At 42.9% G+C, this 20,001-nt stretch carries 24 protein-coding genes and 2 riboswitches; of the genes, 21 read left to right on the top strand and 3 right to left on the bottom strand.

Features of this window, described 5'->3' with window-relative positions:
* Nucleotides 1-271 precede the first annotated feature (271 nt).
* The 8 genes from R7Q46_RS11325 to R7Q46_RS11360 all read left to right on the top strand — a co-directional run bounded on the left by R7Q46_RS11325 (nt 272) and on the right by R7Q46_RS11360 (nt 6,922).
* The gene (locus R7Q46_RS11325; RefSeq protein WP_115386528.1) at nt 272-910 is read left to right on the top strand and encodes an HD domain-containing protein; all 639 of its coding nucleotides are present in this window, start codon (nt 272-274) and stop codon (nt 908-910) included.
* Nucleotides 911-1,669, top strand: a complete 759-nt coding sequence (locus R7Q46_RS11330; protein ID WP_213871429.1) for a helix-turn-helix domain-containing protein — start codon at nt 911-913, stop codon at nt 1,667-1,669. It abuts the gene before it with no gap.
* 146 nt (nt 1,670-1,815) lie between these two features.
* Entirely contained in the window at nt 1,816-3,669 is a 1,854-nt protein-coding gene (locus tag R7Q46_RS11335; protein ID WP_213914939.1) for an MFS transporter, read from the top strand.
* A 117-nt stretch (nt 3,670-3,786) separates the two neighbouring features.
* Complete coding sequence (locus tag R7Q46_RS11340; protein WP_005373653.1) at nt 3,787-4,404, top strand: hypothetical protein; 618 nt, start codon at nt 3,787-3,789, stop codon at nt 4,402-4,404.
* A gap of 104 nt (nt 4,405-4,508) precedes the next feature.
* Nucleotides 4,509-4,649: riboswitch (FMN riboswitch) on the top strand.
* Between the two features lie 113 nt (nt 4,650-4,762).
* Entirely contained in the window at nt 4,763-5,419 is a 657-nt protein-coding gene (ribB, locus tag R7Q46_RS11345; RefSeq protein WP_005373655.1) for a 3,4-dihydroxy-2-butanone-4-phosphate synthase, read from the top strand.
* 105 nt (nt 5,420-5,524) lie between these two features.
* Nucleotides 5,525-6,070: a glutathione peroxidase gene (locus R7Q46_RS11350; protein ID WP_033906358.1), complete on the top strand. Its 546-nt coding sequence runs from the start codon at nt 5,525-5,527 to the stop codon at nt 6,068-6,070.
* Between the two features lie 10 nt (nt 6,071-6,080).
* Nucleotides 6,081-6,524: a DUF3429 domain-containing protein gene (locus tag R7Q46_RS11355; RefSeq protein WP_005373660.1), complete on the top strand. Its 444-nt coding sequence runs from the start codon at nt 6,081-6,083 to the stop codon at nt 6,522-6,524.
* A 152-nt stretch (nt 6,525-6,676) separates the two neighbouring features.
* Complete coding sequence (locus R7Q46_RS11360) at nt 6,677-6,922, top strand: hypothetical protein (RefSeq protein ID WP_213914940.1); 246 nt, start codon at nt 6,677-6,679, stop codon at nt 6,920-6,922.
* 70 nt (nt 6,923-6,992) lie between these two features.
* On the opposite strand, the gene R7Q46_RS11365 is transcribed toward R7Q46_RS11360, so the two are convergent.
* Nucleotides 6,993-7,592 carry a thiol:disulfide interchange protein DsbA/DsbL gene (locus R7Q46_RS11365; RefSeq protein WP_137282779.1) on the bottom strand — a complete coding sequence of 200 codons (600 nt, stop codon included), beginning with the start codon at nt 7,590-7,592 and terminating at the stop codon, nt 6,993-6,995.
* Between the two features lie 83 nt (nt 7,593-7,675).
* A complete protein-coding gene (locus tag R7Q46_RS11370) occupies nt 7,676-8,056 on the bottom strand; it encodes a hypothetical protein (RefSeq protein WP_005373669.1) in 381 nt (126 codons plus the stop codon).
* 278 nt (nt 8,057-8,334) lie between these two features.
* Between R7Q46_RS11370 and R7Q46_RS11375 the strand changes: the two genes are divergently transcribed.
* The 10 genes from R7Q46_RS11375 (at nt 8,335) to R7Q46_RS11420 (ending at nt 17,372) form a co-directional block, all read left to right on the top strand.
* Complete coding sequence (locus tag R7Q46_RS11375; RefSeq protein ID WP_053349287.1) at nt 8,335-8,631, top strand: isoamylase early set domain-containing protein; 297 nt, start codon at nt 8,335-8,337, stop codon at nt 8,629-8,631.
* A gap of 213 nt (nt 8,632-8,844) precedes the next feature.
* Entirely contained in the window at nt 8,845-9,558 is a 714-nt protein-coding gene (locus R7Q46_RS11380; RefSeq protein WP_005373673.1) for a response regulator, read from the top strand.
* Complete coding sequence (locus R7Q46_RS11385; RefSeq protein ID WP_318077509.1) at nt 9,558-10,856, top strand: ATP-binding protein; 1,299 nt, start codon at nt 9,558-9,560, stop codon at nt 10,854-10,856. Before R7Q46_RS11380 ends, R7Q46_RS11385 begins: the two co-directional genes overlap by 1 nt.
* 119 nt (nt 10,857-10,975) lie before the next feature.
* Nucleotides 10,976-11,368, top strand: a complete 393-nt coding sequence (locus R7Q46_RS11390) for a hypothetical protein (protein WP_005385575.1) — start codon at nt 10,976-10,978, stop codon at nt 11,366-11,368.
* Between the two features lie 160 nt (nt 11,369-11,528).
* On the top strand, nt 11,529-11,852 hold the full coding sequence (locus R7Q46_RS11395; protein WP_005385571.1) for a diacylglycerol kinase: 324 nt from the start codon (nt 11,529-11,531) through the stop codon (nt 11,850-11,852).
* Between the two features lie 21 nt (nt 11,853-11,873).
* Nucleotides 11,874-13,529: a phosphoethanolamine transferase gene (locus R7Q46_RS11400; protein ID WP_170890196.1), complete on the top strand. Its 1,656-nt coding sequence runs from the start codon at nt 11,874-11,876 to the stop codon at nt 13,527-13,529.
* Between the two features lie 123 nt (nt 13,530-13,652).
* Nucleotides 13,653-14,585, top strand: a complete 933-nt coding sequence (locus R7Q46_RS11405) for a Gfo/Idh/MocA family protein (protein ID WP_054729308.1) — start codon at nt 13,653-13,655, stop codon at nt 14,583-14,585.
* 218 nt (nt 14,586-14,803) lie between these two features.
* Nucleotides 14,804-15,235, top strand: a complete 432-nt coding sequence (locus R7Q46_RS11410) for a YccF domain-containing protein (protein ID WP_005373685.1) — start codon at nt 14,804-14,806, stop codon at nt 15,233-15,235.
* Nucleotides 15,236-15,927: 692 nt separating this feature from the next.
* Nucleotides 15,928-16,266: a hypothetical protein gene (locus R7Q46_RS11415; RefSeq protein ID WP_017635147.1), complete on the top strand. Its 339-nt coding sequence runs from the start codon at nt 15,928-15,930 to the stop codon at nt 16,264-16,266.
* A 257-nt stretch (nt 16,267-16,523) separates the two neighbouring features.
* The gene (locus R7Q46_RS11420) at nt 16,524-17,372 is read left to right on the top strand and encodes a patatin family protein (RefSeq protein WP_167416161.1); all 849 of its coding nucleotides are present in this window, start codon (nt 16,524-16,526) and stop codon (nt 17,370-17,372) included.
* Nucleotides 17,373-17,514: 142 nt separating this feature from the next.
* Here R7Q46_RS11420 and R7Q46_RS11425 read toward each other — a convergent pair whose 3' ends face one another.
* Entirely contained in the window at nt 17,515-18,363 is an 849-nt protein-coding gene (locus R7Q46_RS11425) for a pirin family protein (protein WP_206958741.1), read from the bottom strand.
* Between the two features lie 401 nt (nt 18,364-18,764).
* Between R7Q46_RS11425 and R7Q46_RS11430 the strand changes: the two genes are divergently transcribed.
* The 3 genes from R7Q46_RS11430 (at nt 18,765) to R7Q46_RS11440 (ending at nt 19,615) form a co-directional block, all read left to right on the top strand.
* Nucleotides 18,765-18,974 carry a cold-shock protein gene (locus R7Q46_RS11430; RefSeq protein ID WP_005373691.1) on the top strand — a complete coding sequence of 70 codons (210 nt, stop codon included), beginning with the start codon at nt 18,765-18,767 and terminating at the stop codon, nt 18,972-18,974.
* A gap of 240 nt (nt 18,975-19,214) precedes the next feature.
* Nucleotides 19,215-19,424: a hypothetical protein gene (locus R7Q46_RS11435; RefSeq protein ID WP_005373692.1), complete on the top strand. Its 210-nt coding sequence runs from the start codon at nt 19,215-19,217 to the stop codon at nt 19,422-19,424.
* 50 nt (nt 19,425-19,474) lie between these two features.
* Complete coding sequence (locus R7Q46_RS11440; protein ID WP_017633782.1) at nt 19,475-19,615, top strand: PA3496 family putative envelope integrity protein; 141 nt, start codon at nt 19,475-19,477, stop codon at nt 19,613-19,615.
* 237 nt (nt 19,616-19,852) lie between these two features.
* Nucleotides 19,853-19,952: riboswitch (purine riboswitch) on the top strand.
* The last annotated feature ends 49 nt before the right edge of the window (nt 19,953-20,001 follow it).

Genomic DNA, 20,001 nt, shown 5'->3' on the forward strand with positions numbered 1-20,001 from the left:
CTTTAAAATACAAAACGCCCGATGAAGTACATCGAGCGTTTTAGTTAAAAAGTGTCAACCCATATCAGGACGGGTCAGGTAAACATCACTGCTCGCTCTGTCTATTCTTGTCTCATAAACCACTGAACACATTGAAAGGCCATATAAAACGGCTGAGTACCAAACGTTGCACAAGGTTCTGGTGGCTGAATCTCAATTACACCATCGCACTTGGAAATTATTCTAAGCGTTGGGCATACTTCTGACTTCATTTTAGTTGTAGATATGAACCATGACGTCATTAAGCCAGATAGAACCGCAATTTTTGGAATTTATGCAGCAAGAGATGCAAGTGGATGCAGCTCATGATCTTAAACACGTAAAACGCGTGGTCAAAACAGCGAAACAGCTCTGCAAAGAAGAAAGTGCAGACATCGCGATTGTATTACCGGCTGCCTATTTGCATGATTGCTTTACTTATCCGAAAGATCACCCAAATCGCAAAGAGAGCTCAATCATCGCAGCCAAAAAAGCGGTCGCATTTTTAGAGAGTATCGATTATCCGCAGCAATATCATGATGCCATTGCTCATGCGATAGAGGCACACAGCTTTAGCGCAAACATCAGGCCAAATACGTTGGAAGCCAAAATCGTCCAAGATGCCGACCGTCTGGACGCTTTAGGCGCAATTGGCGTGACGCGATGCATTCAAGTCAGCACTCAATTTAACGCGCAACTTTACAACGACAGCGATATATTTGCCGAAGAACGTGAACTTAACGATAAACAATTCACTCTGGATCACTTTCAAACCAAGTTATTCAAAATCGCTGAAACCATGAACACGGAGTCAGCGAGACGCGAAGCGCAAAAACGCAAAACCTTTATGCAAACGTACCTAGAGCAGTTACACGACGAGGTAACAGCGTAAATGTCAGAAAGCTATACGTTAATTAAAGAGCTTAAACGCCAACTAAAGTTAGCTGGGCTGCATTATGCGGATGTTGCACAACACCTTAATTTAAGTGAAGGAAGCGTCAAACGTTTACTCGCTGAAGGTCAGCACATTAGCCTTGAGCGCTTAGAACGAATTTGCCAATTGATTGGTTTAGAAATGGCGGAACTATTTAAGCTCGCGGCTGCGCACAATAAAGGTCTAGAGTCGCTAACGTTAGAGCAAGAAAAGCAGCTGGTTGACGATAAAGCCCTGCTGCTCGTGGCGATCTGTGTTGTAAATGGCTATCAGTTTGAACAAATCGTTCAGCAATACACCTTCAATGAGTTGGAACTGGTGCAAAAGCTTGCTCATTTGGATCGGCTGAACATCATCGACTTGCAGCCAAATAACAAAATTCGTTTGCGTATATCTCCGACATTTAAGTGGCAGATGGGCGGCCCTATTCAACGGTTCTTCCAACAGCAAGTTCAAGACGCCTTTTTCCAAAGCTACTTTTCTGGTGAAGATGAAAAGTTGTCCATGGCAACAGGATTGATGAGTGTACCAACCAACAAGAAGCTACAACAGAAACTGCAAAAGGTCATCGATGAGTTTTATCAGGCTTGCCAAAATGATAGCTCTCTCGATATGGACGAAAAACACGGCACCTCTCTGATTATTGCGATGCGTCGTTGGACGTTCCCTCTGTTTGAACCATGGGAAAGAAAACTCCCCAACAAGTCTCGCAATTAGTAACTCAATAAATAAATGGAAATAAAAGTAACGAATTTCGTTACTTTTGGTGGCGTACAACGTCACTTGAAAGAGAAAGCTGGTTTAATCGTTCATTGAGCATAAAGTGCTCCCATCTCATTCGACTTTGTTTAATCGGGGCCCGTATGTTTTTCTCAAAACGCTTTTTTCCTTACTTTGTGACGCAATGCCTTGGCGCACTCAATGACAACATCTACAAAAACGTTCTGTTATTGATGGTGACATACAGCCAAATTGATAACCTACCAATATCCGTCAATCTATTCGTTAATTTGGCGGCAGGCTTATTCATCCTACCTTTCTTTCTATTCTCAGCGCATGCTGGTGCCGTCGCTGACAGCATGGACAAAGCCAAATTAATCCGACGTCTAAAGCTCATCGAACTAGCTATCATGTCTTGCGCAGCAACCGCTATTGCCACCCAAAGTGCCATGCTGATGCTGGTTCTGCTGTTTATGACAGGCACTCAATCGGCCTATTTTGGCCCCGTGAAATACGCCTTACTACCACAAGCGCTCAAACCAAATGAGCTTGTTAAAGGAAATGCTTGGGTTGAAATGGGCACGTTTCTTTCGATTCTTATAGGTACGCTTAGCGCAGGCCTGCTGCTAGCCATTCCTAATGGTACCTTGATTGCTTCTTGTACCGTGATTGCCTTGTCTTTGCTTGGGTTCATGAGCAGCGTGAATATTCCAACGATGCCTAGCCAATCGAATGACAAAGCGAAATTTGAACCGATTTCTGGTTTAAAGAACACGTTAAAAGTGGCAAAAAAACAGAGAGGCATCTGGATGTCTATTCTTGCCATCAGTTGGTTCTGGTTCATGGGTGCGACTTACCTAACTCAATTCCCTAACTTCGCACGCGAACATTTGTTCGCAGATAGCACTGTCGTTTCTTTACTGTTGGCATTGTTTTCGATTGGTATCGCGACAGGCTCTTGGTTGTGTGAAAAACTTTCTTTCAACCACGTTGAGCTTGGTATTTTGCCATTCGGTATCCTTGGTCTGACAGTCTTTGGCGTCGACTTGCTATGGGCAGTCCCAAGTTATCTATCACTTCCGGTGCACTTTTATGATGTGCAAAGCTTCGTTGCTGAATCCAAACATCTGCGCGTCATGATTGACCTGTTCCTTGTTGGTGTAAGCGGCGGTGTCTTTATTGTTCCTCTTTATGCGTTCATCCAATCGCGTTCAAACAAAGGGGAGTGTGCACGTGCCATTGCTGCTAACAACATCATGAATGCGTTGTTTATGGTGGTGTCTGCTTTGGTTTCGATCGTTGTACTCAGCGTACTAGAGCTTTCTATTGTGGAACTGTTTACCATGATGGCAATAAGTAATTTTTTCGTGGCGATCTATGTCTATCGCCAAGTACCGGAATTTACACAACGCTTTATCAGTTATTTACTCAGCCATTGTATGTATCGTGTGTCCGTAAAGGGGCGCCAACATATCCCTGAACAAGGTGCTGCGTTAATCGTGGCTAACCATGTTAGCTATGTCGATGCATTGATTTTGATGGGAACCTCTACTCGCCCGGTTCGTTTTGTGATGGACAAGTCCATCAGCGAGCTACCTGTTCTTAAATATGTATTCCGTCATGCCGGTGTTATCCCGATCTGTTCTCCACGTAAGTGTGCCGACACTTACCGACGAGCATTTGAACAGATTGAACAAGCACTTAACGACGGTGAGGTTGTCTGTATCTTCCCTGAGGGTCGTTTAACGTCTAACGGTCAATTGGGTGAGTTTCGCCCTGGTGTAGAAAAAATCCTTGAACGTAACCCTGTTCCTGTCATCCCTATGGCGTTAAAAGGGCTTTGGGGTTCTTTTTTCAGCCACAAAGGCGGACATGCTCTCACAAAACGACCGACTCGTTTTTGGTCAAAAGTGGATGTTGTTATCGGTGAAGTGTTAAGTCCTGCGTCTTTAAATCGTCATCAATTGCAACAACAAGTACAGGATTTACTGGGCTGAGTCGCTTGCTATACCGATCAAACTTTGCAGCAAAACGTAAATATGCACCACAAAGGGCAAGTAGTTCTTTGTTAATTAGAGTAGGATATCTACAACGTCATAAATCTAGGAGGTATTATGAAAATCATCATCTTACATGGTCTTTATATGCATGGGCTGGTCATGCAGCCTCTTAGCCAAAAGCTGAGAAAACTCGGATACGAAACGCAAGTACTCAGCTATAACACTGTTGCTATCGATGAGTCTTCACTGTTTGATTCTATTGATCATTCGCTTAATCCACTGACCACAAACGTGCTCGTGGGACACAGCTTGGGAGGCTTGATGATTAAGCGCTATCTCGCCAACAGAAAACCGAGCACTAACTTAATCTCTCATGTTGTCGCTATCGGTTCGCCTCTTAAAGGCGCGTCCATTGTAGGCCGAATTCAAGATCTCGGATTGGGTGCAATTTTAGGCAATTCGCCACACCACGGATTAAACAAACATGATGACGCCTGGGATTTCCCTCAAAAACTCGGCAGTATCGCAGGAACGATGCCGATTGGCGCTCGCCCATTGTTGATCCGTAATGACAACACCATGTCGGACGGTACCGTTACCGTAGAAGAGACAAGACTGGACGGTATGCAAGATCATATCGAAGTGAAGCAAACGCATACGAGCCTGATTTACAACACCTTCGTGCCGCAGCAGATTGATCACTTTATTCGCACAGATTATTTCCGTCGATAGCACACTTTTCCATCATACAGATGGAATCGACTTTCCAAGCTATTCAGTTCGCAGTACTATCCTAGCTCCACTTCTTCACAACTTGGATGAAGTGGTACATTTTTAATTGTTCTCAGGGCGGGGCGAAATTCCCCACCGGCGGTATACTTTTTCAAGTGAGCCCGCGAGCGCTCGATTCGTCGAGGTCAGCAGATCTGGTGAGATGCCAGAGCCGACGGTTATAGTCCGGATGAAAGAGAATAAGAATACACCAGCATAGCGAGTCAGATCGCTAAGAATGCTGGTGCACTTCTTTTTGATCGTATTTTACGGCGATCTCTCATACCGCCCTGATTCTGGTGAAATTTAGGAGTTAACCATGAATCAGTCATCACTACTTGCCGAATTCGGCGACCCAATTACTCGCGTTGAAAACGCACTTATCGCTTTAAAAGAAGGCCGTGGCGTACTGCTTCTTGATGATGAAGATCGCGAAAACGAAGGCGATATCATTTATTCAGTCGAACACCTCACTAACGAGCAAATGGCATTGATGATCCGCGAATGTAGCGGCATCGTTTGTTTGTGCTTAACAGATGCTCAAGCAGACAAACTGGAACTGCCTCCAATGGTGGTAAACAACAACAGCGCAAACCAAACCGCATTTACGGTTTCTATTGAAGCGAAAGTTGGTGTAACAACGGGTGTTTCAGCAGCAGACCGCGTAACGACCATTAAAACGGCGGCAAACCCGCACGCAAAACCGGAAGACCTTGCTCGCCCGGGTCACGTATTCCCTCTGCGCGCACGTCCAGGTGGTGTAATGACTCGCCGTGGTCACACAGAAGGTACGATTGATCTGATGCAAATGGCAGGGCTTCAGCCCGCTGGCGTACTGTGTGAAGTGACCAATCCAGATGGCACGATGGCAAAGGCACCGGAGATCGTAGCATTCGGTCGCCTGCACAACATGCCAGTACTGACGATTGAAGACATGGTAATGTACCTGAACCAGTTCGAGTTGAAACTGGCGTAGTCAGATCTCAGCTCTTGAAAAAAGCCGCGCATTTGTGCGGCTTTTTTGATCGATCCTCTTTGCACTTGAGTAGTTATACTTATTGAAAACAAGGGGAACAACACCATGAAAGGATTACTGAAACTCGCCGCTCTCGTTAGCTTTCTCTCCATGAATTCGCTTGCTCTTGCATCTGAGTGCCCTGATATTCTTCAAGGTAAGCAAAGGTTGTTAAACTCAACGGAAGAAGTCGATCTATGCGAAAGCTTTAAGGGAAAGACACTACTAGTCGTCAATACAGCAAGTCAGTGCGGCTTCACTCCTCAGTTCGAACAGTTAGAAACCCTCTATCAAACTTACAAAGACCAAAACTTCACCGTTATCGGTTTCCCGAGCAATGACTTTCGACAAGATAGAGGAAGCGAAACAAACACAGCGAAAGTCTGTTATCTCGATTACGGGGTAACCTTTCCAATGATGGCTCGCTCTTCAGTATTAGGTGTAGATGCGAACCCAGTCTTCAACCAGATTACTAACCAAGCAGGCATAAAACCAAAATGGAACTTCTACAAGTTTCTAATTAGCTCTGAAGGTAAAGTTATTGCGACTTTTCCAAGCTCCACATCACCGACAAGTACTACGCTTACCAATATGATAGAGCAACAATTATAAGGTGACGACCATGACAACACGCTCAACCATGCTACAACTCGGTTACTTAGGCCTAGTTCCATTTGTGTTTAGTTTAGGGCTGATTTTCGCTGACATCTCACTCTTCAATTTAAGTGGTCAGCAATTTTTCATCGCATATAGCGCCGTTATATTAAGTTTTTTATCCGGCATCCTTTGGGGTAATGGCATTGAGCATTACTACCATCGCCTTAGCCGAAATATATTAATTCTCAGCAACCTTTTTGTCTTACTGGCTTGGGGCGCATTACTGCAGGGCCACAAACATTACGCAGTCGCAACCCTACTCTTAGCAATTGGGTACCTTGCTGTTTGGTATGCAGAAAAGCTCGTGAGGAAAGTCGAACAAGACGCCGAGCCCAAGGGATATCAAGGAATGAGGAGCAAACTGACCTTCGGCGTAATCGTAATGCACGGATTGGCTTTAGTTTCATAACCTGGTCTGTCCAGTACTAAGATCACAAAAAAACGTCTTTTTATAAAACAATGTTCATTTCGTGAATGCACACATATTTTGAACACTGTTTTGTTTCATTTATGAATCAATCCACATATAAGTAATTCAAAGCATTCACAAAGGATATGAATATGTTTTTTCGCAAACTTTTGTTTAGCACTGCGATGATCAATGCAACGACAGGTTGCGTGTCTTACCAGGCACAACAAGCCGCCGCTCAAACAGTAAATAATACAGGCTCTGTGCTTACCAATGTGATTAAAACCACGATTGCTCAGCCATGTAATGTTGCAATCACTGCTGCTAGCTTGTTTTATCCGCATGCCATATTTATGACTAGTGTTCCGACTCAAGCATGTACAAGCGTTCTTAGATAATACGAGTGTGATAAGCATAAAAAATGGCGACTCTACTGTCGCCATTTTTAAGCTTCAATGCTATTTATAGTTACAGCGTCAATAAGTAATTAACTAATTGATTGTACTCGTCGTAAGTACGAATTTCGTTGGCCAAAACAATGTATTTATTGTTCACAACCACACCCGGAACCCCTCTTAACGTGCTGGCAGAGAATTGCTTATCAAAACCTTTCTGCATTGAGTTTACGGCGAAACTGTTGTAAGCCGCATCAAACTTCTTACCTTCTACGCCATTATCAACGAAGAGTTGTTTCAGCTCAGCTTCGTCTTTTGGCGCTTGTCGCTTTTGATGAATTTGGGCAAACATGGCAGGAATCATTGTATCTTCAACCCCGAGCGACACCATCGTCGCGTAGGACTTGGCCATCGGAATCGCCATATCTCCGCCCATGAACCCCACATGTACCTTTTCAAACTTTGCCTCTTTTGGCAGAGCAGGTTTTAAACGCTCAATAAGCGACTCAAACTTGTAGCAATGTGGGCAATAAAAAGAAAAGAATTCCGTCACAACAGGTTTCGATGCTTTCTTAACATCCAGAACTTTGTAGTGCTTCCCTTCTTCAAATTGCGCTGCATGAGCGGTAAAAGTCAGTAAAATTGCACTACATAAGGCAAGTAGTTTTTTCATTGTTTATTTCCTTGTGGCATTCAAATGCCAAATCATTTCATTTGGTAAAAAGGGGTAAACCCCAAGTAATTTGAGATGAGGAATTAAACAATCGGAGGACGATAAAGCTTGGTGATCACTGTCACTACTTTTTCGACTAGAGGCCTATCAATCAAAGCAAGGCTATAAGGAAGAAGCAGTAAGTCGTTTTGAGATAAGTTGGCGGGAATTTTGACCATGCAGGAAGAGCTACAACTCGTGTGAGATTGTTGTGCCTTATTGATGGCTGACTCATCGTGATGTGATTCTACGCAGTCGTCATTGACGCCAAGTTGTTTGTGCAGAGCAGCCTGTTGAACAATAAGATCGCGTACTTCAATTGTTTTCATCGGAGCGGAAGCCTGCGCCACAGGAGCGACACTACTCAAAAGCATAGCAACTAAGCAAACTATCGCAGTCAACAATGTACGGTTAAACTTCAACATAGCTACATCAAGGAAAATGGTGATTTAAGATAATACATGATAACGGTTTGACTTCAAGATACGGACTCTCGGCTCGCTAACAAACTCTGTTCTTTGACTATTTTAGGCTAGTGAATTTTCTCTCTAACGCTCCCTCAGTACACGAAACCAGCACAACGAGCTATTCACCGTTCGGATACTCCCCTCATCAGATACCAGCAACAATTCGATAAAACTTGAAATCATTATGAAACACGAGTAATAGTTAGAACAGTTTTTGTACGAACAAGGAAAGATCAATGCTTAAAAAAAGATTCTTTAAGACAAAAGATGAAGTCGAAGTCACGTTCGAGCTAGATAAAGATCAGTGGGACTCTGTCCAAATTGCTGGAGACTTCAACAACTGGCAGCCAGAACCGATGAAATTAGTGAAGAAAAGTCGTCAGTTTAAATTTAAAACCCGCTTACCTAAAGCGCGGAATGTTCAGTTCCGTTACTTGCTCGATGACGCGAAGTGGGAAAATGACCCACAAGCTGATGCTTACGTTCCAAATGCATTTGGCAGCGACAACAGCGTCGTATGTACCACCGAATAAGCGGTAATTTCGCTTTAAGATTCCATACCTAGGCGCAAACGTTGCGCCTTTTTACATCTCTCGAAATGTGATTGGTGATTAGATTTAAATCATTAATTGGCAATTTTATCCAATTAACTCATCCGATAACCTTATTCTGAGAAAGCTTTATTTGAAATAATTCGTAAATTTGTTTAAGTTCCATTGATATTAAATATTGTATACATCACTTAAATGAACGCACAACAAATCAAACCATCTCTAATCATTGTGGAAGACGATCCCAAATTACAAACTATGTTGGGTGAGTATTTTGTTGAACAAGGTTTTCAGGTCAAATGTATCGACAATGGGACGGACGCACCTAATGCGATTATTGACACACAACCAGACGTGGTGCTGTTAGATTTGATGCTACCCGGGCAAGATGGTCTGAGTGTATGTCGTCAAATCCGAGAATGCTACAAAGGCAAAGTGTTGATGCTGACAGCAAGTGATGATGACTTCGATCATGTCGCCGCATTAGAAATAGGCGCAGATGACTTTGTTACTAAACCCATCAAACCTCGCGTATTGCTAGCTCGTATTCGCATGCTATTAAGAAGAAAAGAGGCGGCGCCTACCGAGTCCGAAAACGGCCTACAAATTGGTGTTCTGTGTTTAAACCGGTTGCGTAAATCGTGCGTAATGAACCAAGAAGAAATTGCGCTGACAGACGGCGAGTTCGATTTGTTGTGGGTTCTTGCTACGCATGCTGAAAAAACACTATCACGCGAGTGGCTGACCAAAACACTGCGTGGTATTGAATACGATGGAACAGACCGCACCATTGATAATCGCATAGTGACACTGAGAAAGAAGCTAGGCGATGCTTCTTGCTCACCACAAAAAATCATTACCGTTCGCGGCAAAGGCTACCTATTTATGCCTGATGCATGGAATGAATAATGAGACGGATTTATCTGGAAAGCTTTGTTGGCCTTATCATTCTGTTTATGGCTAGCTTGTGGGGATACGAGTTCTTAGTTTATGAGATCAACACAGATTATGACTACCTGTTACAAGAGCATGAGGGTCAAGCTTTTCACGATCTGATCTACCCTATCTATAAAGAACACGGATTAGAATATACTCAACAACAGTTGGAACAATTTGCCACATCAAGCCATCGTTTGTTGGTGCCTCATACGCTTGAAGAGCTTCCAACAGACATCAAAAAGGCGTTTGAAAGTGATACCTCCGTTAACGTCGCTTACGATGAAGAAAGGGATATCTGGTTCCGCCTAGATGCGAGCACGCCTATCTTTAAAATGAGCGATAATCCGAATAGCCCTGTGGTTAAAGCTGCCAACTTTGATGACAATATCGTTTGGTTGTTCTTTTTAGCTGGATTTGCTCTGTATTGCATATTGTTGATCTGGTTCTTAAGCCGTCGGATTCGAGAGCTAGAGAGAGTGACCGTTGAGTTTGCCTCAGGTAACTTCAAGGCTCGAGCTAGTACCTCAAGCGCTAAGTCTGTTGGGACGTTAAACAAAAGCTTTAACACGATGGCCGATAAAGTATCTCGCTTGATCACTAGCAATAAAATGCTAACTAACGCCGTTGCACATGAATTGCGTACCCCAATCTTCCGCTTACAATGGCAAGCAGATTTGTTATCGGATTCAACCTTAACTGAACAACAGAAAAAGTATGTTTACAGTATCGTCGAAGACATTGACGAGATGGAAGAAATGGTTGAAGAATTGCTTTACTACGCAAAGATGGAGCGTCCTGACACAGCATTACAAACTCAAGAAGAAGTCGTCCTATTCAACTTAGTCAAAGAATTACGACAGAGATGGCAAAAAGAGACTACGCTCGCTATCTCGCTTCAAGAAGTAAACTCAGAAAACGTTCTCGCGTTTGCTGACCCAAAATTGTTAAAGCGAGCCTTAGATAACTTGCTGCGCAATGCAATGCGGTACGCGGATAAGCAGATTTTAGTAGAGATAAAACACGATCAGCACCGCTGCTTCATCAATGTTCATGATGATGGCATAGGTATTGAAGAAAAGCATTGGCCTCATCTATTCGAACCATTTTACAGCGCGGATGAATCTCGCAACAAAAAGACGAGCGGGTTTGGGCTCGGTTTGGCGTTTGTCAGACAGATAATGGAGCTTCAACGTGGAGAAGTTTCGATTTGCCATAGCCCACTTGGAGGAGCTTGCTTCACACTTAGCCTCAAAAAATCAGACAGTTAACTTAACCTTCCTACCCCATTTACAGAAGACGACACTTCAATACACTCAAGCGACAGAGCCCAACAATAAAACAGTGTACATTTAATCCATAAGATTCACACACTAAATGGATAGTACTCATGTATAAATCTTTTATCCTGATTATGGCGCTTACTTCTACGCTTACAGCTTGCGCCTACAACCAAAAACCTGTCGTCGACATGACCAATGTCGACCCTAGTACATATGAACAAGACTTTCTTTACTGCCAAGGCTATGCAGAAAATGTCGACAAATCAGAGGCAGCGAAATCTGAAGCCACTAATGGGGCAGTTACAGGCGCATTGATCGGCGCAGCTGCTGGTGCGCTAGAAGACGGATTAGGTGGAGCGGCTGTCGGTGCTGCTGCCGGCGGTGCTGTAGGAGCTGGAGCTGGTGCTTTGAGTGGAACAAATGATTCAACCAAAACTCAATCTCTCGTATTGCGTAAATGCCTCCAGCACAAAGGCTATACCGTCTACGATCTTGATTAAATAAGCACTTTTCTTAAATTATCGCGCGATGGATTCTATTCACAAATGTTTCACGCTGTAACGATTAATCTCGTTACCTCTCTGGGATATGTGTTCCATCCCAATGCTTAAATAGTAAGGTCATATTTTGAAGCCAGGTAAAACAGGTATACGCCGTGTCATGGATGCGACCGGCTATTCATTTCAAGGATTGAAAGCCGCATGGACACACGAAGCCGCTTTTAGACAAGAACTGATTCTCGCCTTGGTGCTTTCCGTCTGTGCTTTTTTCCTTCCTGTCACCACATACGAAAGAGTGCTGATGATCAGTAGCCTGTTCTTGGTATTGATCGTCGAACTCATTAATTCCGCCGTAGAAGCGGTTGTCGACCGTGTTAGCGATGACTGGCACGAGCTCAGTGGTAGAGCCAAAGATATTGGTTCAGCAGCAGTATTTGTTGCGTTAACTCTTGCCCTTTTTATTTGGGCTTCGTTCTTGCTCTAATTTTTATTCAAGACACTCATTATGAAGACACATGATTTACAACAGAGAGGTATCTCTTACGTTACCTTTACTTTCCTGTTGGCGCTGTATTTCGCTCTCGTCGTAAATATCCCTATTTATAAAGAACTGATCGGCATCTTTACACACTTAGATAATGTCAAGATTGGATTTATTATCACAATACCAATTTTCTTTCTTGCCGCGCTCAATTTCCTTTTTAATTTATTTAGTTGGCCTTGGATCGGCAAGCCGTTCTTTATAATTTTAATCATTGTTTCAAGTATGGTGAGCTACGCAAGCTATAACTATGGCACACTTTTCGATTCTGGAATGATTGCCAATATTGTTGAAACCGATTCGAGCGAGGCGAGTTCTTACCTGAGTGCTCACTCTGTAATTTGGACGCTGATTATGGGAGTTATCCCAGCGATGATTGTCTTTAAGGTCAAGCTGCAATCTCAACGTCACCAATTACTGTACTTCTCTGTTACCAAATTAGTATCGATGCTGTCGTCGCTAGCTGTCATCGCCGTCATTGCCAGCGTGTACTATCAAGACTACGCATCTGTAGGGCGCAACAATAGCCACCTAAAAAAAATCATCATACCCACCCAGTTCGTTTACAGCGCGACCGGGTATGTGAAGGAGAAATATTTCACCACGCCACAGCCATATCGAGAAATCGGCACAGATGCAAAGCAGTCAGATAGCGCCGTACAGCAAGCACAGCACAAACCAACACTACTGGTTTTTGTCGTAGGAGAAACCGCTCGAACGCAGAACTACCAACTCAATGGCTATACACGAGAGACAAACCCTTATACTAGTAAATTGGATGTTATCTCATTTCAAGACGTCGCATCTTGTGGCACCGCGACTGCTGTATCTGTGCCTTGTATGTTTTCACAGCTCACGCGAAACGAGTTTGAACGCACCAAAGCGGATAACCAGGACAATGCTCTCGATATAATGCAGCGCGCCGGGGTTGACCTCATTTGGAAAGAAAATGACGGTGGGGATAAAGAAGTAGCCCACAAGATCAAGAAAATCGAAGTGGATCGAAAGCAAGTAAGCCCTATGTGTAATGGCCAAACTTGTTACGACATGGCGCTATTAGATCATTTTGATCAGGAAGTCGCGGATATGCACGGTAACCGAGTGGTCGCCATGCACCTTATAGGAAGCCACGGTCCGACCTACTTTCAGCGTTACCCAAGAGACAACGCCTTCTTTAAACCAGACTGTCCACGTGCAGATATCGAAAACTGTAGCATCGAACAAATAGTGAACACATATGACAATACAATACGCTACACCGATCATGTATTGGCAGAAACCATCAAAAAACTTAAAGCGTTAGAGTCTGAGTATAATACCGCGCTAATTTATATATCGGATCACGGTGAGTCACTAGGCGAAAACGGATTGTTCTTACATGGTATGCCTTATGGCCTTGCACCAGATTTCCAAAAACGCGTTCCTTTGATTATGTGGCTGTCTTCGGGCTTTAAACAAGCGAAGCAGATCAATACCGACTGTTTGTATAAACAAGCACAGAATGCAGGCCAATACTCACATGATAACGTGTTCCACTCTTTATTAGGCATTATGGATGTACAAACTCAAGCCTACGATAGCAAGTTAGATATATTCAAAGCCTGCCGAGCCGTTTCCTAAATCATTCAATAAAGCCTGGCTCAAAGTGTGAATCAGGCTTTTTCTAACAAGGTATTTAAACTCATCGCCGCGCCAAGCGTTATACTGACAGTCCGCGACCCATACATCGAGATAAGGACTAGGATGAAAATTGGTATTATTGGTCTAGGGGATATCGCTCAGAAAGCATACCTTCCTGTTATCACTCAGCTTCCAAATATCGAACTTGTATTTTGTACCCGCAACCCAAACACACTTGAGAGCCTGGCTAAGCAGTATCGAATCTCAGAGATCTGCCAAGACTACCAGCAACTTCTACACTTTGGCGTCGATGCCGTCATGATTCATGCGGCAACAAGCGTACACCCTCAAATAGCGGCATTTTTTCTGCAGCATGGAATTCCAACCTTTGTCGACAAACCATTAGCGAACAGTGCTGATGACGTGGAAAAGCTGTACGACATTGCCGAAAAAGAGAGACAGCCACTCTATGTGGGCTTTAACCGTCGTCACATTCCACTTTACAACCAACATATGCCACAAGTGCAGCAAGGCAACATATATGACTTAAAGTCGCTACGCTGGGAAAAGAACCGTCACCAACTACCGGGGGATGTTCGTACCTTTATATTTGATGATTTTATTCACCCATTAGACAGCGTTAACGTCACAGCCAAAGCCGATCTAAAAGATGCTTATGTAACTCATCAACTTGAAGGTGATCAGTTGGCGCGTTTAGATATTCAGTGGCAACATGGAGATACTTTGCTCCACGCCTCGATGAATCGCCACTTCGGTATCACTACAGAGCGCGTTCAAGCTTGTTATGCAAACAAGGCAGTTGAGTTCGACTCCTTCGTTGAAGGCAAACTATGGCAAGCTAACCAAGAGCAAAAAATCAATTTGAAAGACTGGACGCCAATGCTGACGAGTAAAGGTTTCCATTCGATGTTGCTCGATTGGTTTGGCGTCGTTGAGTCTGGAAATATTGCTGATGAAGTAGTAACACGCAACATTGCCAGCCATCGATTGGCAGAGCAAATTTGTCAATATCTCGAGAAAGTTGTCTCTAGATAATGCGATTCTTGGCTATATGCTTGATTGAGTATTACGCTCTATACTAAAAAGACTTGCCTTAAGGAAGGCATTCATTCTCTGTTAAGACTACGGCGATTATTCTATCAATCAGGTGAATGAGGGCACAAAAGCACACATCGACAAAACAGACGGTTTAGATTTGTTTTACGGTGCTCTCAGGTATCTGTATCATCACATTCAAGAATAAAGGAAATAGAATGAGAACACTTGGTAACATCATTTGGTTTGTATTTGGTGGCGTATTTATGGGGTTGCTATGGTGGTTTTTTGGTATTTTGGCCTTTATTAGCATCATCGGAATACCTTGGGGGCGTGCGTGTATCGTTATGGGTAATTTTTCCTTTTTCCCATTCGGTAAAGAGGCCATCTCACGCGATGAATTGACCAATGAAATGGACATTGGCACCAGTCCGCTCGGCGTTATTGGTAACGTCCTTTGGTTTGTATTTGCAGGCCTTTGGTTAGCTATCGGTCACGTACTTTCTGCAGCAGCATGCTTTGTCACCATAATCGGCATTCCGTTTGCGCTCCAACACCTCAAGCTAGCGGTTATTTCACTCGCACCAATTGGTAAAACGGTTGTATCGTCAGAAGAAGCTGCAATGGCTCGATACAACATCAATCGTTAGCAAAAAGCTAATGCGCTTTCTATCCTCTGGGCAGTCATGCTCAGAGGGTAACGCCCGTCAAAAGTAAGCCTATAATCGCTATCGCATATTCAATAATGGCTGATTGTATATTCATACCGTCACCTTTACGTTGAAGTTTATCCTAGCTCAGCACTGCTTTACTTTTATAATTAATTAATACACCCAAGTGAGTTCAAGATGCTAGACTCATAGCGTCGTCACTGATTCAAACTCCAAGAACGACGTAACGAAAAAGCGAGCTATCCTATGCTCGAAATATGGGTTCTTTCCCCCTCGAAGTAGAGTTCAACAACAAAAAAGACGAACTATAAGCATAGCCAAAATTAATGCTTTTCGACCTAAAATATCTCACATCAATCAAAGAAAGCTTCTAAGATTTTCTCTTTTTGAGTAAATATAGACAGTTACAGTAGCGAAATTCTTCTCGGTAAAAATCCCCACTCAATCTCATGATCAGTTTTTTAAAAAAACAACAAAAATTCGTTGTTATCTAGAGTAATTATTTTATTTGTCGCAGAGCAATTCCATCAATATCATTTGCGACATCGGAGTGCTAGAGCATTGAAATTTTTAGCATTTATCACAGGTATAGAACGTAAAAAACCTTTTATTACTTATTTTTCTTTTTTACATATGTTCTAACTCAACGTCTATTCAGACAGGAATATACCGTGGATAAATATCAAGCAGCTTATGCTAAACGTCTAGAGAAACTAAATGGGGATCCATCTCCTAAAACGATAGCCCGCCTTTCGGCTTGGGATGCGTTTTTTAACAAGGAGTACGAGCTCCAAGACTTGGAATACCAGCTATCGGACGCTGCGCACCAGCACTATGAACAGTCGCATGCGAAGAGCGACATTAGCTTCAAAGAATTCAAACGAGCGTTCTATAATGAATCCATCAAAATTTACAATTTAACTGATGGCGCTTCTATCCAGAAAGTATTCACCCCATTACTTTTGCTTACAACGCTCTGGATAGTGTTTGTATGCCTATTTAACAAGTGATCATCAAACTATTCCAACAACGATCAGTATGGGACTACAGGTATGGCTCTATGTAAGGGGGCTAATTGGCTCGGTCTCCTTCACTAAATTAGCGACTCAATTACCCGCAATTCCATAGGCTAAAAGTGACAAGGGCATCCATTGATGCCCTTTTTATTCAAAGGAACGCAACCTAGACCTTTGGCCCACTTGGGTATAAGACCATTATGCGTTAAGCTGCATGCTATTATCCGATTGATAAAGAGTGGAGCGAAGTGATGGAAAAAGTAGGCTCTCGAGCATTGATTGTCGAAGGTGGAGCCATGCGAGGCGTATTTTCATGCGGCATACTCGATCATTTTCTTGCTAGCGAGTTCTCTCCATTTGATAGCTTTTGGGGAGTGTCTGCGGGTGCTAGCAACTTGGCTGCCTACTTAGCTAAAATGCCCGGACGTAACTTAAAAATCTACCTCGATTACAGCTTAAGAAAAGAATTTATCTCTCCATCTCAACTTCTACGTGGTGGTGATATGATGAACTTAGACTGGATGTGGAATGTCACCCTCGAAGAACTTGGCATCGATAAATCTGCGCTCAAAGCTGATTCACGACCTTTCTTTTTAGGCGTGACGCGTCAAGACAATGGGCAAGCGGAGTACCACCTTCCTGATGTCGACGACTTGGCAGAAACAATGAAAGCCAGCAGCGCACTGCCTGTACTTTACCGAAATGGCGTATCACTGAACGGAATTAGATACGTTGATGGTGGCGTCTCAGACGCACTTCCTGTTGCAGAAGCAATAAAGCGAGGAGCCAAAAAGATTATGATTTTACGCAGCCAGCCCGCAAGCTATCAAAAGCCAAGAGGAAGATTCAGCGCCCTAACTAGGAGGATGTTGAAAGAAACGCCCGGATTAATTGAACCGATGTTGACACGTGAAGTTCGCTACAATCAGACCTTAGCGCTGATCAACAACCCACCACCTGGTATCAAAATCATTCAAGTGTGTCCTCCTGAAACATTCAAGTTGAAACGGCTGAGTCGATCGCCAGCACCACTGCGTCATGCTTATGAGTTAGGAATTGAAGCAGGAAAGGAAGCCATCATACGATGGAGTCAGAAGTAGAAAAAAGCCACGTGGATTAAACGTGGCTAACGCAAATTCGATGGCAGTGGATTATCGTATTTGCTTCTGGTCGAGCCCAATATTCAGGCTCAAAACTGTTTTAATTTGCTCGCTAACTGAAAAAGCGAGTAGGCTGTCAAAACTAGTAAGTTTCAAACAACCCAGAGTTGTAGTCTTGGATGGCTTGTTCTATCTCTTCCATGCTATTCATGACAAAAGGGCCATAATGCACCACGGGTTCATTAATTGGCTCACCAATAAAGATCAGTGCACCACTCTCTTTTTCGGCCTGCAATTCAACCCATTCACCTTTCGATAAAATGGCCATTTCGCCTTGATTGATCTCACGACCTTTTAATTGAATACGACCTTTATAGACATAGAGCATCATGTTGTTGTCTTGCTCCGTGTTCAAATTCAAAGCTTGACCACCCATCGCTCTCCAATCGGCTACCGTGGCGGCAACACCTGTCTCTGTTAGCGGCCCCTGAATTCGTTCGTTGTTTATAGTCATATGACCCGCAATCAAACGTACAACCCCCGTATTCGGAGTATCAAACTCAGTGATCGTTTCAGGTTGAAAGTCATGATATTGAGCTGGCTGCATCTTATTTTTCGCAGGCTGGTTAATCCAAATTTGGAAACCATGCAGTTCGCCTTCCTTCATAATAGGCATTTCGCTATGGATGACGCCTCTTCCTGCCGCCATCCACTGTGCTCCACCGGAACGAAGCTCGCCAACATTATCCATATGATCACGATGCTGGAAATGACCTTTCAACATATAAGTAAGCGTCTCGATACCGCGGTGCGGATGCGGAGGGAAACCGCCGATATAGTCAGCACGGTCTTCTGATTTGAGTTCATCCATCATCAAAAATGGAGAAAAGCTAGCATGATTGAAACCCGCTACTCGGCGAATTTTCACTCCATCACCATCAGCAGTAGGTTGCGCAGGAATAAGCTGACGAATGTCTCTGAATGTACTCATACTAGTTCTCCTAGTTTATCTTTGTGACCGCTTGCAAATCGCATGTTCAATCTATGGCTATCGATAAGGTTCTATTTTAGGTTGATGAGCTAAAATTATGAGCCATACTATTCGTTCTACTTATTCAACTTTTTCGAACAATACAGTTTATCGAGTTAATAATGAGCACATTTAATTTATCTAAAATAAATGTAGCTATTTTCTAAACAAGGTGTATAGTGTGCCTTGGCTCTTAGAAGAGAGCTGTTAATGCAACATTTAGTTTAAGTTTCCTCTCAGTAAAATCTTGAATCCCCAATTCAGACACCTGCGTACAACTTCCTCTTGATTGAACATTCAATAGCTTAGAAAAGATCCACAAAACAAACCATAATTTTAATGTTTAATTCAAAGGTATTTTTATGTCTAAAGTAACTGGTTCAGTAAAATGGTTTAACGAAACTAAAGGCTTCGGTTTTCTATCTCAAGACAACGGCGGCCAAGATGTATTCGTACACTTTAACGCTATCGTTTCTGACGGTTTCAAAACACTGACTGAAGGTCAGAAAGTAAGCTTCAATGTAGAGCAAGGTAAAAAAGGTCCTCAAGCGACTGAAGTAACTCCTCTATAAGACTGCTTTTCTTGGTGTAGCATGCCCATGCTGCACCAAACCTCTCTCCTTCAAAAATATTCTTTCATCAATCACTCAGCCTAATTTTAGGCATTGCTTTGTGCTATCTAAAATAAACTGAATAGTACTGCTTAATTTATTATTTATAGGAAAAATCATGTCCTCAAAAAGAACTGGCCGTCAAAGGCATTGGTATCAATTACTTAACAAAGAGAAAATCACTAAAAAACAGGAGAATAAATGTTAGAAATTGAATTTAATTTAGAACAACCTCAAACCTCTTGGAACGCTAAAATACATCAATTAAATGGTGATATTTTACGAAGGCACGTATTACCGAAACTTCTTTCTCATAGCTTCATGATCGATTTTGAATATTGTGAGAAAACGCAATCTGGAACTATTCTCTGTGATTCAGGTTCAAAGTTAGGAAGTTTTACTGTTAACTGATTCAGTTTTCATGCATTAATGGATAATGCAACTAATTTGGAAGGTATCCAATGGCTAGAAAAAGTAAGAAGCAGTCAGAAAAAGACAAAAAAGAGTCTGAACAAAACGCGGCGGCGGTAAAGCAGAAAACTCGACGCCGCATAGAAGACATTATGGAACAAAGAGAATTTGATAAGTTATTCGATCTATAAATGCTCTCTAGTGCTTTCTCTGCCTTTATCGTTGTGCAAGGTACCGCCACCTACCTTTGCTCAAACGAATCTCCACTCTTTTAGACTACTCTTCTAATTACACGTGCCTCTCACACACGCAAAAACAACTGGCTCCTCTATACTCAAGTGACTTGCAAATAGTCGTTTCGCTCACAGGAAAACCCGTGACTAATGACAGTTAGGTTATTTGCGTATAGCCAAAGCGATATTTTTGCGTATAATCCCTCTCGTTTGCTTCGTATAACCCCAATGATATGGTTTGGGGGTCTCTACCAGTTCCCGCAAAGTGCTGATTACGAAGAGTTGAGATCATCGTGGGTCTTACTCTTTGTGATAGCGTTCGATTTATTTCTATCTATACCTAT

The sequence above is a fragment of the Vibrio sp. 811 genome (assembly GCF_033339195.1).

Bases quoted from the DNA above. Each gene is read 5' to 3' on its own strand.
- R7Q46_RS11325 (WP_115386528.1), top strand. From the start codon at position 272: ATGACGTCATTAAGCCAGATAGAACCGCAATTTTTGGAATTTATGCAG.
- R7Q46_RS11330 (WP_213871429.1), top strand. From the start codon at position 911: ATGTCAGAAAGCTATACGTTAATTAAAGAGCTTAAACGCCAACTAAAG.
- R7Q46_RS11335 (WP_213914939.1), top strand. From the start codon at position 1,816: ATGTTTTTCTCAAAACGCTTTTTTCCTTACTTTGTGACGCAATGCCTT.
- R7Q46_RS11340 (WP_005373653.1), top strand. From the start codon at position 3,787: ATGAAAATCATCATCTTACATGGTCTTTATATGCATGGGCTGGTCATG.
- ribB (WP_005373655.1), top strand. From the start codon at position 4,763: ATGAATCAGTCATCACTACTTGCCGAATTCGGCGACCCAATTACTCGC.
- R7Q46_RS11350 (WP_033906358.1), top strand. From the start codon at position 5,525: ATGAAAGGATTACTGAAACTCGCCGCTCTCGTTAGCTTTCTCTCCATG.
- R7Q46_RS11355 (WP_005373660.1), top strand. From the start codon at position 6,081: ATGACAACACGCTCAACCATGCTACAACTCGGTTACTTAGGCCTAGTT.
- R7Q46_RS11360 (WP_213914940.1), top strand. From the start codon at position 6,677: ATGTTTTTTCGCAAACTTTTGTTTAGCACTGCGATGATCAATGCAACG.
- R7Q46_RS11365 (WP_137282779.1), bottom strand. From the start codon at position 7,592: ATGAAAAAACTACTTGCCTTATGTAGTGCAATTTTACTGACTTTTACC.
- R7Q46_RS11370 (WP_005373669.1), bottom strand. From the start codon at position 8,056: ATGTTGAAGTTTAACCGTACATTGTTGACTGCGATAGTTTGCTTAGTT.
- R7Q46_RS11375 (WP_053349287.1), top strand. From the start codon at position 8,335: ATGCTTAAAAAAAGATTCTTTAAGACAAAAGATGAAGTCGAAGTCACG.
- R7Q46_RS11380 (WP_005373673.1), top strand. From the start codon at position 8,845: ATGAACGCACAACAAATCAAACCATCTCTAATCATTGTGGAAGACGAT.
- R7Q46_RS11385 (WP_318077509.1), top strand. From the start codon at position 9,558: ATGAGACGGATTTATCTGGAAAGCTTTGTTGGCCTTATCATTCTGTTT.
- R7Q46_RS11390 (WP_005385575.1), top strand. From the start codon at position 10,976: ATGTATAAATCTTTTATCCTGATTATGGCGCTTACTTCTACGCTTACA.
- R7Q46_RS11395 (WP_005385571.1), top strand. From the start codon at position 11,529: ATGGATGCGACCGGCTATTCATTTCAAGGATTGAAAGCCGCATGGACA.
- R7Q46_RS11400 (WP_170890196.1), top strand. From the start codon at position 11,874: ATGAAGACACATGATTTACAACAGAGAGGTATCTCTTACGTTACCTTT.
- R7Q46_RS11405 (WP_054729308.1), top strand. From the start codon at position 13,653: ATGAAAATTGGTATTATTGGTCTAGGGGATATCGCTCAGAAAGCATAC.
- R7Q46_RS11410 (WP_005373685.1), top strand. From the start codon at position 14,804: ATGAGAACACTTGGTAACATCATTTGGTTTGTATTTGGTGGCGTATTT.
- R7Q46_RS11420 (WP_167416161.1), top strand. From the start codon at position 16,524: ATGGAAAAAGTAGGCTCTCGAGCATTGATTGTCGAAGGTGGAGCCATG.
- R7Q46_RS11425 (WP_206958741.1), bottom strand. From the start codon at position 18,363: ATGAGTACATTCAGAGACATTCGTCAGCTTATTCCTGCGCAACCTACT.
- R7Q46_RS11430 (WP_005373691.1), top strand. From the start codon at position 18,765: ATGTCTAAAGTAACTGGTTCAGTAAAATGGTTTAACGAAACTAAAGGC.
- R7Q46_RS11435 (WP_005373692.1), top strand. From the start codon at position 19,215: ATGTTAGAAATTGAATTTAATTTAGAACAACCTCAAACCTCTTGGAAC.
- R7Q46_RS11440 (WP_017633782.1), top strand. From the start codon at position 19,475: ATGGCTAGAAAAAGTAAGAAGCAGTCAGAAAAAGACAAAAAAGAGTCT.